The sequence below is a fragment of the Dokdonella fugitiva genome (genome assembly GCF_014138265.1).
Classification (GTDB): domain Bacteria; phylum Pseudomonadota; class Gammaproteobacteria; order Xanthomonadales; family Rhodanobacteraceae; genus Dokdonella_A; species Dokdonella_A fugitiva_A.
In genome coordinates this window covers 401,482-414,420 of sequence record NZ_JACGXL010000001.1, presented here as the reverse complement: position 1 = coordinate 414,420, position 12,939 = coordinate 401,482, and the positions used below count along the sequence as shown (strand labels likewise).

Here is a 12,939-nt window from a genome sequence, read left to right as displayed (position 1 = left end):
TTCTTCTTCGATATGCCCGGAGAGCATCGCGGCTTCCGCCGCTCCACAGGAAAATCGCTTGCGCCAGCCGCCGCGTCAGGCCGCGGCGGCGACCGGTGCCCCGCGCATGCGACCCTTCGCGTCGGCGATCACGCGCCGCATCCACAGGCTCGAGTCGTCGAGCAGCGAGTAGATGCACGGCAACGCGAGCAGGGTCACGATCGTCGAGAACGTGAGGCCGCCGGTGATCGCGCGCGCCATCGGGAAGTACGGCGGGCCGTCGCTCCACGCCTCGGCACCGCCGAGCGCGAGCGGCAGCATGCCGAGGATCGCCGTCGCCATCGTCATGAGCACCGGGCGCAGGCGTTCCATCGCGCCGAGCACGAGCGCCTCCGTGCGCAGATGGCCGTGGTGGCGCAGCTGGTTGATGTGCACGATCATCACGATGCCGTTGTTCACCACGACGCCCATCAGGATCAGGATGCCGATCGCGGCCATGATCGAGAACGTCGTGCCGCTGAGCCAGAACAACCAGAACACGCCGAACACCGAGAACACGAAGGTCGTGAGGATCGCCAGCGGGTAGATCAGCGACTCGAACATCGCGCACATGACGATGTAGACGAGCACGAGCGCGATGAGGGTGTTGAACAGCATCTGCTGGCCGGCCTGGTCCTCGCGATCGAAGCCCTGGCCGAAGCTCCAGCGGTAGCCGGGCGGGAACGCGAACGTGTCGAGCGCTTCGGTGATCTCCTTGCGCGCGTCCTGCATCGTCTTCTTCTCGCCGAGGTTCGCGGTGATCTTCAGCGCGGTCAGGCGATCGACACGCTGGATCGCCGAGGCGATCTCGTGCGAGTCGGTGCGCAGCATTGTCAGCAGCGGCACCTGCGTGCCGTCGGGCGCGCGCAGCTTGAAGTCGGACAGGCCGGACAGGCTCTGCGTGTCGGCACCCTGGAAGCGCAGCCATACCGGCAACTGGCGGTCGTCGGCGTGGAAGTCCTTGAGCGGCATGCCGCGCAGCGCGATCTGGATGTAGTTCGCGACGGTCTGCGCGTCGAAGCCGTACTGCTTGGCACGGATGCGGTCGACCTGGGTCGCGACCTCGCGGTCGCCGTTGCCCTTCTCGGCGCGCACGTCGCGCAGGCTCGGCAGGTGCGAGAGCACGTTGATGACGTTCGGCGCGATGTCGCGCAGTTCCTCCATCGAGTCGCCGATCAGCGAGATGTCGACGCCGCCGCCGAGCCCGCCGTCGCCGTTGCCGTCGAAGCCGACCTTGCCGGTCGCGAGCTTCGGCAGGCCCTTGCGGATGTCTTCCTTGATCGCCGACGACGCGCGGTTGCTGCCGTAGCCGAACAGGTCCTTCACCCATTCGACCACGCCCGGCTTCTTGTCCTGCAGCAGCACGCGCGTCATCGCCTGGCCCTGCTCCGAGTACCAGGTGTAGACCGAGGTGATCTCGAATTTCTCGCGGTTCTCGTTGAGGTACTTCTCGACCTTCATGACCTCGGGCTTGAGGTCCTGCAGGCGGTAGTTCGCGTTGAGCTGGTAAAACATGCGCAGGTTGCGCGCCTCGCCGCCGCCGAAGAAGTCCATCTTCGTCTGCGTCATCGGCACGAAGCTGGCGATCACGAGCGCGAGCACGCCGAGCATGGTCCAGCGCCGGTGCGCGAGCGTCCAGGCGACGAAGCGGCCGTAACGGTCGCGCAGGCGCGTGATCACGTTCTCGTGGCCGAGGAACTTCGGCGGTGGCATGCGCGCAGCGAACATCGGCACGATGCTGACGGCGACGAGCCACGACGCGAGATGCGCGATCGACATCGCGATCGCGACCTGGGCGAGGAAGATCGAGATGTTGTTCGCCTCGCCGAAGATGTTCGGCAGGAACACCACGACGCTCGACAGCGTACCCGCGGCGATCGCCACGCCGACGACCTGGGTGCCCTGCACCGCGCAGTACCACGGCTTGTCGGGGTACTTCTCGCGGTACTGGTAGATGCTCTCGACGACGACGACCGCATTGTCGACGAGCATGCCGACGGCGAGCAGCAGACCCATCATCGACAGCACGTTGAGGCTGATGCCGAAGAAGTACATGCAGCCGAGCGTCATCACGAAGCAGATCGGGATCGACAGCGACACCATCAGCGTAGAGGGCCAGTCGCGCAGGAAGAAGAACAGCACGAGCACGGACAGCAGCGTGCCCTCGAGGCCCGCCTTGCCGAGCTGAGACAGCGAGCCGGTCACGCTCTCGGCCTGGCTCTCCATCGCGTAGACCTGCATGCCCTTGAGTTCGGGCGAGGCCTGGATCTTCTTGACCTCGGCCATCACCGCGGTGCCGACGTCGACGAGGTTCGCGTTGCGCTCGCGGCGGATGTCGACGCCGATCGCGGGCTTGCCGTCGAGGCGGCGCGCGAAGTCGACGCGCGCGGGGCGCAACGTCACGGTCGCGATGTCGCCGAGCTTGAGGCCCTTGGCGTCGAGCGGCACCGCGCGAATGTCGTCGAGCGTGCGCCACTGGCCCTGCGGCTGCACGCGGAAACGCGTGCCAGCGGCATCGACCTGCCCGGCCGAGATCGCGAAGTTCGCGTTCGACAGCTTCGTGTAGAGGTCGTTGAGGTTGATGTTGTGCGCGCTGAGGCGGTCCGAGGCCAGCTCGATCTGCACCTCGGGTTTGCCGATGCCGGAGATGTCCACGTTGGCGACGCCCGGGATGCGCTCGAGGGGGCGCTTGATCTCGCGCTCGATCAGCTCGTACGCGTTCGACAGGTCGGCGCCGTTGGAAGCGATGCGCAGCTGCAGCACCGGCTCGTCCGAGGTCGAGAATTTCTGCACGAAGTAGCGCTGCATGTCCGACGGCAGCTCGGAGCGGATCGCGTCGATCTTCTCGCGCGCCTGCACCGCCTTGATCGCGACGCTCTCGCCCCACTTGAACTCCATGAAGATCTGCGCGGACTCGGCGTCCGAGGTGGAGTTCATGCGCTTGATGCCGGGCAAGGTCGCGAGCGCTTCCTCGACCGGGCGGGTAATCGTGCGCTCGATCTCCGCCGGCGTCGAACCCGGGTACGGGATCTGCACGAACAGGAACGGCGCATCGATGCTCGGGAACTGTTCGAGCGGCAGCCTGAAGGCGGCGATCAGTCCGATCACCACCATCGTCACGAAGAACATGATCGCCGTGACGGGCCGCTTCAGGCTGAGCTCGGCGAGTGTCATGCGTGTTGTCCTTGCGGTCCGTGGCCTTCTATCGCCAGATCTTCGTCGGCGCCCGTGCTCTCGACCTTGGCGCGATGGCGTTCACCGCGCGCGACGTACCATTCGTCGCCGCGACGGTCGAGCAGGTCGTACACGATCGGGATCACGACCAGCGTGAGCAGGGTCGACACGGCGAGGCCGCCGATCACGGTGAGCGCCATCGGCGCGCGCACCTCGGCGCCCTCGCCCCAGCCGAGCGCGAGCGGCGCGAAGCCGATCAGGGTGCACAACGTCGTCATCACGATCGGACGCAGGCGCGATTCGGCGCCCTGCGCGAGCGCCGCGCGCTTGGGCACGCCCGCTTCGCGCAGTTGGTTCACGCGATCGATCAGCACGATCGCGTTCTTCACGACGATGCCGACCAGCATGATGAGACCGATGAACACGACCACCGAGATCGCCGAACCGGACAGCTTGAGCGCGAGGATCGCGCCGACCGCGGCGAGCGGGATCGAGAACATGATCACGAACGGGTGCAGCAGCGACTCGAACTGCGACGCCATCACGAGATAGACGAGGAAGATCGCCAGGCCGAGCGCGAACACCAGCGACTGCACCGACGAATCGAGTTCCTCGCTCTGGCCGCCGATGCGCACCTTCACGCCCGCGGCGAGCGGGTTGTTCGCGACGAGGCCTTCGACTTCCTTGACCGCGCTCGCGAGGTCGCCGTTGCGCAGGTTCGCCGACACGATCGCGACCCGTTCCTGGCTCACGCGATGGATCTCGCTCGGGCCTTCGGTCGCGATCACGTCGGCGACCGCGGACAGGCGCACGGGCGTGTCGGCGCTCGACTGCGCCGCGTCGGCGAGCGTGCTGCCGCTGCCGTTGCCGCTGCCGCCGTTCGCATTGCCGCCGCTGGCACCCATCGCGCCCGCGGCGCTGCTGGTCGAGCCATTGCTCGAACCGTTCGCACCCTTCGCGGAGATGTAGCCGACGACGAGGTTGCGCACGTCGTCGACGCCGGTGCGGTCGGCGGCGCGAGCGCGCACGAGCACGTCGATCTTGCGATCGCGGAAGTCGTAGCGCGTGGCGACTTCGCCCTTGACCTTGCGCACGACACGGTCGGCGATCTCGCGCGTGGTCAGGCCGAGCGCCGCCGCGCGATCCTGGTCGAAATGCACCTGGATTTCCGGATAGCCGCCCTCGACCGTCGACTTGACGTCGGCGAAGCGCGGCGAGCCCTTCATGAGTTCGGCGAGGCGCTGGCCGCCCTTGGCGAGCGCGTCGAGGTCGTAGCCGCGGATCTCGATCTCGAGCGGTGCCGAGAAGCTGAATAGCTCGGGGCGCGCGAACTTCACGCTCGCGTCGGCGCGCATCATGCCGTCGCGCAGGCGCTCGATCTCGGCCGCCTCGATCTTCTTGCTGCCGCCGTCCTTGAGTGCGATCGACAGGCGCGCGATGTTCTCGCCGGATTCGGTCGGGTTCGCATCGAGGCGCGTGCCGGTACCGGCGACGCCGTAGATCGATTCGACGCCCGCATCCTTCGCGTGGCGCGTCGAGATCTCGTCGACGACCTTGTCCGTCTCCGCGAGCGGCGTGCCCGGCGGCAGGGTGACCGTCATGTTGAAGCGACCCTGCGCGAGCTGCGGGATGAGGTCGAGGCCGAGCGTCGGCACGAGTGCGAGCGTCGCGCCAAGCGCGATGACGGCGAAGCCGAGCACCGGCCACGGACGCGCGAGCGCGTTCGGCAGGAAGCCATGGTAGGCCTTCGCCGCGCGCTCGTATGGCCACAGCACGAGCCAGCCCACCCATTTGATGACGAAGCGGAACAGCCAGCCCAGCGGAACGAGTACCAACAAAACGACCGACAGCACGAGCGCAACCAGATACGGCAAGAGCAGCGCGAATTTCACCGGCAACGCGACGACGAACCACAGCAGCCGTTGGAACCTCGGCGAATCGTCGTCGAGCGGCCAGACCGCCCTGCGTGCGCCCCAGGCGAGCGTCGAACGCGCGTAGTCGAACGAGAGCGGAAGCTTGCCCAGCGCCAGCCCGGACGCGAAGAACACCAGCAGCGTGGCGTAGCGCATGAGCGCGGAAATGGCGATCATCACGCCGAGCACGATGAAGAAGATCGCCGCCACGGCCACGCTGATGGGCAACGAAACCACCAGCGCAGCTATGCGCAGCGCACGCGGCCAGTCGCGCCGCCACGGCCACGTGATGATCGCCCACGCGCCGCGACGCGCCTTGTTCCACAGCGATTCCGGATCGACGGACTCGTCCTTGTAAGCGAGCGGCGAGCGCCCCTTGAGCGAAGCGAGCATCGGGATCAGCGTCATCGCGACGACGAGCGAGGTCAGCATCGCGAACGTGATCGTGAGCGCCTGGTCACGGAACAGCTGGCCGGCGACGCCCTGCACGAACACGAGCGGGAAGAACACCGCGACCGTCGTCAGGGTCGACGCCGTCACCGCCATGCCGACTTCGGCGGTGCCGCGCACGGCCGCCTCGAGGATCGATGCGCCCTTCTCGCGCAGCCGAGCGATGTTCTCGAGCACGACGATCGAGTCGTCGACGACCATGCCGGTCGCCAGCGCGAGGCCACCGAGCGACATCACGTTGAGCGACAGGTGCAACTGGTCCATGAAGAAGAACGTCGCGATCAGCGAGACCGGCAGCGACAGGGAGATGATGAACGTGCTCCACGAGTCGCGCAGGAAGAAGAAGATGATGAGGATCGCGAGCACGCCGCCGATCAGCGCGTCCTTCTTGACGTCGCTGAGCGCGCCTTCGATGAAGACCGACTGGTCTTCGATCATGGCGAGGTTCGCGTCGGACGGCAGCGTCTTCTTCAGGCGCCCGATCTCGGCCTTGACCGAGTTGGCGACACTGACCGTGTTGGCGTCGCCTTCCTTGTAGATCGCGAGTTCGATCGCCTCGTGGCCGTCGATGCGCACGATGCCTTCGCGCTCCTTGAAGCCCTGGCGCACCTCGGCGATGTCCTTGAGGCGGATCGGCACGTTGCCGTCGATCTTGACGAGCAGCTCGCGCATCTCGTCGAGTGTCTTGAACTGGTTGATCGTGCGCACGAGGAAGCGCTGGCTTCCCTCGTCGATGCGGCCGCCCGACGCGTTCACGTTCTCGTTCTTGAGGCGCGTGTTGACGTCGTTGATGTCGATGCCGAGGCGTGCGAGCTTCTGCTGGTCGATCAGCACCTCGATCTCGTCCTCGAGGCCGCCGCCGACCTTGACCGCGGCGACGCCGGCGACCGGCTCGAGGTGCTTCTTGAGGTCGTCGTCCGCGAAGCGGCGCAGCTGCTTGAGGCGTGCCTCGTCGGTCTCGCCCTTCGCCGTGAGGCCGAGCCGGATGATCGGGTCGGTCGACGGGTTGAAGCGCAGCAGCAGCGGCTTCTTCGCTTCGAGCGGCAACTGCACCGTGTCGAGCTTGTCGCGCACCTCGAGGCTCGCCATGTCCATGTCGGTGCCCCAGGCGAACTCGAGCACGACGTCGGACTGGCTCGTGCGCGAGACCGAATGCACCTTGCGCACGTTCTTCACCACGCCGACCGCTTCCTCGATCGGCTGGCTGATGAGGTTCTCGATCTCGAGCGGCGCCGCGCCTTCGTAGTCGGTGCGCACCGTGAGGGTCGGATACGACAGGTCCGGCAGCAGGTTGACCTTGAGGCCCGTCAGGCCGATCAGGCCGAACAGGACCAGCGTCACGGTCAGCATGCCGATCGTGACGCGCCGGCGGGTCGCCAGCTCGGGCAGGTTCACGAATGCTTCTCCGTCGACGCGACCGACGCCATCGCGTCGGGACTCTTGGTGGCGTTCTCGAGCACCTGCACTTCGGTGCCTTCGCGCACGGCGTTGCGGCCGATCGTGATCACGCGCTCGCCGTCGGCGAGGCCGTCACGGATCTCGATGCGGTCGCCTTCGGCGTAGCCGGTCTTGACCACGCGACGCTTGGCGACGAACGCGGGCAGCGCCGGTTTCGCCGATTCGGCCGCGACCGCTTCGCCCGCCTTGCCCTTCACCGCGCCCTTCGCATCCTTGCCGTCGTTCTTGTCGTCCTTCTTCGGCGGCGCCGGTTCGATCACGAACACCGAACTCACGCCGTCTTCCTCGACGATCGCATTGCGCGGCACGACGAGCGCGTCGTGGCGCTGGTCGTAGGTGACCTCGACGCGGCCGAACATGCCGGGCTTGAGCGTCGACGTGGTGTCGCGAAACGTGCAGGTGACGCGGAACGTGCCGCTTGCCGCGTCGACGACCGGCGCGATGCGCGCGATCGAGCCGTCGAACGGCTTGCCGCCGAGCGCGTCGACGCGCATGCGCACGGGCTGGCCCGCCTTGAGCGTGTCGAGATCGCGCTCCGGCACGTTCAGCACCGCCTCGAGCGGATCGAGGTCGACGATCTGGAACAGCGCCTGGTTGAGCTGCACGAGGTTGCCGAGCTTGACCGAGCGCTTCGCGATCACGCCGGAGATGGGCGCGACGATGCGCGTGTAGGACAGGTCGAGCTGCGCGCCGTCGACGATCGCCTTCTGCGCCTCGAGGTCGTATTTGGTGCTGTCGTAGTCGGCCTTCGGCGTGATCTTCAACGCGAAGCCCTTGTCGGCCTTGTCGTAGGCAGCCTGCGCCTTCTTCAAGGTCGCCGACGCCTGCGCGAGCTTGTTGCGCGCCGTGTCGCTGTCGAGTTCGGCGAGCAGTTGACCCTTCTGCACGTGCGTGCCTTCCTCGACGAACAGCTTCAGCACGATGCCGGTGGTCTTGGCGACGACCTGCGCGTCGCCGACCGCCTCGAGCGTGGCGGTGCCGGAGTAGTTCGCTGTGATCGTCTGGTGCGCCGCCGGCGCGACTTCGACGGGGATCGAGGCTTGGGTATTGGCGTCCTTGCCCATGCCGTCGCCACCGCCGCCGCAGGCGGCGAGCAGGGCGATCGCGGCCGCGAGGGTGGAGGTGCGCAGGAAACGGAAACCGCGGTAATTCGGGGTGACGGCGAAGTTCGGGAGCATCGGAGTCGGCCTGGGGAGGGGTTGACTTGGTGTTATAGTAGACTACATCACTATCTTAGTGCAATAGCCTGGGCAGCCCGGCAGTTCGACCCCTGGGTCGTGCTTCCTTGCTGCCCCGCCGTTGCAGCGGGGGTAACGATTCCTGGCAGCGATGCTGCGCCGTAAACGGCGCGAAGTCGTGAGCCGGTAGTCACGCCGCGACGTGCGTGCGGCCTTGGATGCACGAGGAGGCAAAAGAGTTGCGCGAGCCGACGCCTCGCACGGTCGCGTACGTTGCCTGCGCGAGGCGCGCTTCATGCATGCGAGCGGTGGCCGGCGACGGCGGTTGGCCGCTATACTCCACAGGCTTGACGCCCGAGAAGTTCAACCAACGTCGCACCGGAACGAAAATGACCCGAGCGCCTCTCTTTGCCGCTGCCCTGCTGATCACTTCCCTGCCCTGTTTCGCCGCCGACAAAGGCGACGCCGCCGCGGGCAAAACCAAGGTCTATACCTGTGCCGGCTGCCACGGCATCCCGGGCTGGAAGAACCCGTACCCGAACTATCACGTGCCGCGGATCGGTGGCCAGAACTACGACTACCTCGTCACCGCACTGAACGAATACAAGAAGGGCGAGCGCTCCCACCCGACGATGCGCGCGCAGGGCGAGAGCCTGTCCGAGCAGGACATCCGCGACATCGCCACCTACCTTTCCAGCCTCACGCCCTGAGCCAGGACTTCACGAGATGAAGCGTTTCCACGCATCGCTGTTGATCACGACGCTCGCCGCCTGCGCGACGCCCGCCTTCGCCAAGGGCGACATCGAAGCCGGCAAGGCCAAGTCCGTGCCGTGCCAGGCCTGCCATGGTGCCGACGGCAACGCCGCCGACCCGCAGTACCCGCGCCTCGCCGGGCAATACCACGACTACCTCGAGCGCGCGCTGCGCGAGTACAAGACCGGCGAGCGCAAGAACCCGATCATGGCCGGGTTCGCGACGACGCTGTCCGAAGAGGACATCGTCAACGTGTCGGCATACTTCGCCAGCCTGCCGGGCACCAAGCTCACCGACCTGCACGACAAGGTGCAGGGCGACTGATTCGTCGAGGCGCGGCGCGACGCCGCGCCCCTCGCGCCGTCGCGGGTAACCCCGCGCGGCGTGATGATCTCTACCCCGCCGATCCCTCGCTTCGATCCGCTCAGGCGTTGGCTTGGCGCTTGTAGTAAGGCGTGCTTCCACTCGCATGATCGGTCGCATCGGCGACGCCCGTCACTTCGGGCACGCGCGTCTTGAGCGTCTGCTCGACGCCGCCGCGCAAGGTCTTGTCGACCATGCCGCAACCGTGGCAACCACCGCCGAACTGCAGCACGACGACGCCGTCGGCGGTCACTTCGCGCAGGCTCACGCGGCCGCCGTGCGAGGCCAGCTGCGGATTGATCTCGCTCTCGATCACGTAGCGCACGCGCTCGACCACGCTCGCGTCCTCGCCCGGCACGCTGCCGCGCAGGGCGGGCGCGCGGATCGTGAGTTCGCCGCCGGTCGCGGTGCGCGCGAAGTCGATCGTCGCACCGTCGAGGAACGGCACGCTGTGCGCGTCGACGAACAGCGAAAAGCCGTCGCACTCGACTTCCCACTCGCTGCCGTCGCGATCGGACGGCTCGCTGAATTCGAGCTGGCAGTCACCCTTCGGCGTACCGGCGTCGACCGCGACGACACGGATGCCGAGCCCGGGTGACGCCTGCTGCTCGACGAGTCTGCGGAAGTGCTCCTGCGCGGAAGCCGACAACGAAATCATGATGCCCACGCCCTTGATCTTGTGCTTTTGATGAAGAGTGCGGCCAAGGATGGCCGCTTTTCCTTCGCGGACACGACGTCCGCAAAGAAACAGCACCAGTTTAGTCCTGAATTGGGCGCGCGTCATCCGCCTATACTCGCGCATCGCCTCCGCAACGGGATTCCGACATGCCGTATTCGATCGAATCACTGCGCGCGCAGCACTGCGTGCCGCGCAAGGGCAAGGATGCCGCCCTCGCCGCCACCGACGTCGCTGCCGGTCTCGCCGCCCTGCCCGGCTGGCAACGTACGCCGGACGGCAGCGGCATCCGCAAGGAGTTCCGCTTCCCCGACTACTTCCGGACGATGGCGTTCGTCAACGCGGTCGCCTCGATCGCGCATCGCGAAGACCATCATCCCGACCTCGAAGTGCACTACAACCGTTGCGCCGTGCACTACTCGACGCACGACGTCGGCGGACTCTCGCTCAACGACCTCATCTGCGCCGCGCGCGTGGAGGATCTGCAGGCGTCCTGACCTGCATCCGGAACGCACGCCGCTGCGTAGGTTCGTACATCTCCTGCGATTCCTGCCGATGCGCGCCGAACCTGTCTGCACGAACCGACCGTCTGCCGGATGAATACCGCGCTGGTCTGGTTCCGCCGCGACCTGCGCCTCGCCGACAACCCCGCGCTGTCGGCGGCGCTCGCCGCGCACGAGTGCATCGTGCCGGTCTACGTGCATGCGCCGCACGAGGAAGCCCCCTGGTCGCCGGGCGGGGCAAGCCGCTGGTGGCTGCATCACTCGCTCAACTCACTCGACCGCGACCTGCGTGCACGCGGCTCGGCGCTGCACGTGCAGGACGGCGACAGCCTCGCGAAACTGCGCGACCTCGTCGTCGCGACCGGCGCGCGCGCGGTCTACTGGAACCGCGTGTACGAGCCTGCGGCGATCGCCCGCGACGTCGACATCAAGCAGGCATTGCGCGACGTTGGCATCGACGCGAAGAGCTTCAACGCCGCGCTGCTGTGCGAACCCTGGGAAATCGCGACCGCATCGAACGGCCCGTATCGCGTCTTCACGCCGTACTGGCGCAACCTGCGCGCGCGCCTGCAGCCGCACCCGCCGCTGCCCGCACCGAAGCGCATCCCGACCGCGAGCGCGGCGACGTCGACGATCGATGCGCTCGGCTTGCTGCCGCGCATCCGTTGGGACGCAGGATTTGACGCCGCCTGGCAACCCGGCGAAGCGGGCGCAGAAGCGGCGTTGCAGCGCTTTCTCGACGAAGCGATCGGCGACTACGCGTCCGCGCGCGACGTGCCGTCGCTGGCTGGCACGTCGCGTCTCTCGCCACATCTGCATTTCGGCGAGATCGCGCCGATGCGCATCGCGTGGGAGCTGGAGCAGGCGCGCTGCGGCGGCAAGGAAAGTTTCCTGCGCGAGCTCGGCTGGCGTGAGTTCTCGCACCACCTGCTGTTCCATTTCCCGCACAGCGCCGAACGGAATCTCAACCCCGCGTTCGACGCCTATCCGTGGGCACCCGCGGCACCACGGCAGGTCCGGCGCTGGCAACGGGGACGCACCGGCATCCCTATCGTCGACGCCGGCATGCGCGAACTCTGGGCGACGGGCTGGATGCACAATCGCGTGCGCATGCTCGTCGCTTCGTTCCTGACCAAGAACCTGCGCCAGCACTGGCTCGTGGGTGCGCGCTGGTTCTGGGACACGCTCGTCGACGCCGACCTCGCCAACAACACGCAGGGCTGGCAGTGGACGGCAGGCACCGGCGCCGACGCCGCGCCGTACTTCCGCATCTTCAACCCGGTCACGCAAAGCGAGCGCTTCGATCCCGACGGCGCCTACGTGCGCCGCTGGGTGCCGGAACTTTCGGCGATCGACGCTCGCTCGATCCACCGGCCCTGGACCGACCCTGCGACGCTGCGACGCTGCGGCTATCCGATGCCGATGATCGACCTCGCCGCCAGTCGCGGCGCTGCGCTCGCGGGTTACGATGCCGTGCGGCACAAGAATGGCGACGACTGAACGTCGCCGACGCATCCGCATTGCTCTGCGTTGCGTATCGAAGGGCCATGACGTCACCTGCCGGCCACTCGGGAATCGCGCCATCGACGCGCCGCGCGAGCGTTTGCGTTGCCCTCGCGGTGCTCATCGTTGCGTCTTTCGAGGTTCGTCCGGCCGAACGGTCGAACGGCGACGTCCTGCGCTACGAAGGTTACGCCTATGGCGCCGACGGCACGAACCTGCTGTATCGCGAGACGCATTGGCTCCATCGTGACGACGGCGTACCGGCGCGGCTCGTCCTCTATCGCTGCCCGGACGGTCGCGCATTCGCGCGCAAGACCCTGCGCGAAGTCGATGGCGCCAGTCGACCCGACTTCGAATTCACCGATGGTCGCGACGGACATCGCGAAGGCGTGCGCCCCACTCCGCGTGGGCGCGAAGTCTACTGGCAGGAGCGCAGCGGCACGCCGCTGAGGACGCAGCTGCTCCACCCGGGACTGGATGTGGTCATCGATGCCGGTTTCGATGCCTTCATCCGCTCGCACGGGGATTCGCTCTGGGCCGGCGTCCCGCTGAACGCGCACCTGCTGCTGCCGAGCCGATTCGCCACGGTGGACGTGCGCATCGAGGACGGCACCACCGCAGCCGATCGCGCGGCACGTCTACGCCGCATGAAGGTGCGGCTCGATGCCTGGTATGCCTTCGCCTTGCCGACGATGTGGCTCGTGTACGACGAAGACCGCCGCCTGCGTGAATTCCGCGGCATCGGCACGATCCGCGACGATCATGGACGCAACCGGGAGGTCGTCATCCGCTTCCCGCGGGACCAACGCGTCGCCGAAGCGGACGACACCGCGTGGGTCGCCGCGGCGCGCACGGAACTGGTTGGGCGCTGCGCGCCGTGATCGACCCGGGCGTGCCGCCGGCATGTCCGGAAATCATCCCGGCTCGGCGCTGCATCCGCCGCGCGTCCT

8 protein-coding genes and 2 pseudogenes are annotated in these 12,939 nt (G+C 67.2%); 5 read left to right on the top strand and 5 right to left on the bottom strand.

Annotation, left to right across the window (positions count from 1 at the left end; translation table 11 throughout):
- Positions 1-75: 75 nt before the first annotated feature.
- The 4 genes and pseudogenes from FHW12_RS01945 to FHW12_RS01935 all read right to left on the bottom strand — a co-directional run bounded on the left by FHW12_RS01945 (position 76) and on the right by FHW12_RS01935 (position 8,191).
- Positions 76-3,192, bottom strand: a complete 3,117-nt coding sequence (locus FHW12_RS01945) for an efflux RND transporter permease subunit (protein ID WP_182529303.1) — start codon at positions 3,190-3,192, stop codon at positions 76-78.
- Positions 3,189-4,970: pseudogene (locus FHW12_RS21745) on the bottom strand (efflux RND transporter permease subunit); the annotation flags it as partial. The pseudogene FHW12_RS21745 and the gene FHW12_RS01945, both read right to left, overlap by 4 nt.
- A 240-nt stretch (positions 4,971-5,210) precedes the next feature.
- Positions 5,211-6,950 (bottom strand): annotated as a pseudogene (locus FHW12_RS21740) (efflux RND transporter permease subunit); the annotation flags it as partial.
- Positions 6,947-8,191, bottom strand: coding sequence for an efflux RND transporter periplasmic adaptor subunit (locus FHW12_RS01935; RefSeq protein ID WP_182529302.1), 1,245 nt, complete (start codon positions 8,189-8,191; stop codon positions 6,947-6,949). The pseudogene FHW12_RS21740 and the gene FHW12_RS01935, both read right to left, overlap by 4 nt.
- A 389-nt stretch (positions 8,192-8,580) precedes the next feature.
- Here FHW12_RS01935 and FHW12_RS01930 point away from each other — a divergent pair, with 389 nt between their 5' ends.
- Together FHW12_RS01930 and FHW12_RS01925 are read left to right on the top strand one after the other, a co-directional pair.
- Positions 8,581-8,901, top strand: a complete 321-nt coding sequence (locus FHW12_RS01930; protein ID WP_182529301.1) for a c-type cytochrome — start codon at positions 8,581-8,583, stop codon at positions 8,899-8,901.
- 16 nt (positions 8,902-8,917) lie between these two features.
- Positions 8,918-9,268 carry a c-type cytochrome gene (locus tag FHW12_RS01925; protein ID WP_182529300.1) on the top strand — a complete coding sequence of 117 codons (351 nt, stop codon included), beginning with the start codon at positions 8,918-8,920 and terminating at the stop codon, positions 9,266-9,268.
- A 100-nt stretch (positions 9,269-9,368) separates the two neighbouring features.
- On the opposite strand, the gene FHW12_RS01920 is transcribed toward FHW12_RS01925, so the two are convergent.
- Positions 9,369-9,965: an NfuA family Fe-S biogenesis protein gene (locus tag FHW12_RS01920; RefSeq protein ID WP_182529299.1), complete on the bottom strand. Its 597-nt coding sequence runs from the start codon at positions 9,963-9,965 to the stop codon at positions 9,369-9,371.
- 167 nt (positions 9,966-10,132) lie between these two features.
- On the opposite strand from FHW12_RS01920, the gene FHW12_RS01915 reads away from it, so the two are divergent.
- The 3 genes from FHW12_RS01915 to FHW12_RS01905 all read left to right on the top strand — a co-directional run bounded on the left by FHW12_RS01915 (position 10,133) and on the right by FHW12_RS01905 (position 12,870).
- Entirely contained in the window at positions 10,133-10,480 is a 348-nt protein-coding gene (locus FHW12_RS01915; protein ID WP_182529298.1) for a 4a-hydroxytetrahydrobiopterin dehydratase, read from the top strand.
- Between the two features lie 99 nt (positions 10,481-10,579).
- A complete protein-coding gene (locus tag FHW12_RS01910; RefSeq protein WP_182529297.1) occupies positions 10,580-11,986 on the top strand; it encodes a cryptochrome/photolyase family protein in 1,407 nt (468 codons plus the stop codon).
- Positions 11,987-12,033: 47 nt separating this feature from the next.
- Complete coding sequence (locus FHW12_RS01905) at positions 12,034-12,870, top strand: hypothetical protein (RefSeq protein ID WP_182529296.1); 837 nt, start codon at positions 12,034-12,036, stop codon at positions 12,868-12,870.
- Positions 12,871-12,939 lie beyond the last annotated feature (69 nt).

Bases quoted from the DNA above. Each gene is read 5' to 3' on its own strand.
- FHW12_RS01930 (WP_182529301.1), top strand. From the start codon at position 8,581: ATGACCCGAGCGCCTCTCTTTGCCGCTGCCCTGCTGATCACTTCCCTG.
- FHW12_RS01925 (WP_182529300.1), top strand. From the start codon at position 8,918: ATGAAGCGTTTCCACGCATCGCTGTTGATCACGACGCTCGCCGCCTGC.
- FHW12_RS01920 (WP_182529299.1), bottom strand. From the start codon at position 9,965: ATGATTTCGTTGTCGGCTTCCGCGCAGGAGCACTTCCGCAGACTCGTC.
- FHW12_RS01915 (WP_182529298.1), top strand. From the start codon at position 10,133: ATGCCGTATTCGATCGAATCACTGCGCGCGCAGCACTGCGTGCCGCGC.
- FHW12_RS01910 (WP_182529297.1), top strand. From the start codon at position 10,580: ATGAATACCGCGCTGGTCTGGTTCCGCCGCGACCTGCGCCTCGCCGAC.
- FHW12_RS01935 (WP_182529302.1), bottom strand. From the start codon at position 8,191: ATGCTCCCGAACTTCGCCGTCACCCCGAATTACCGCGGTTTCCGTTTC.
- FHW12_RS01905 (WP_182529296.1), top strand. From the start codon at position 12,034: ATGACGTCACCTGCCGGCCACTCGGGAATCGCGCCATCGACGCGCCGC.
- FHW12_RS01945 (WP_182529303.1), bottom strand. From the start codon at position 3,192: ATGACACTCGCCGAGCTCAGCCTGAAGCGGCCCGTCACGGCGATCATG.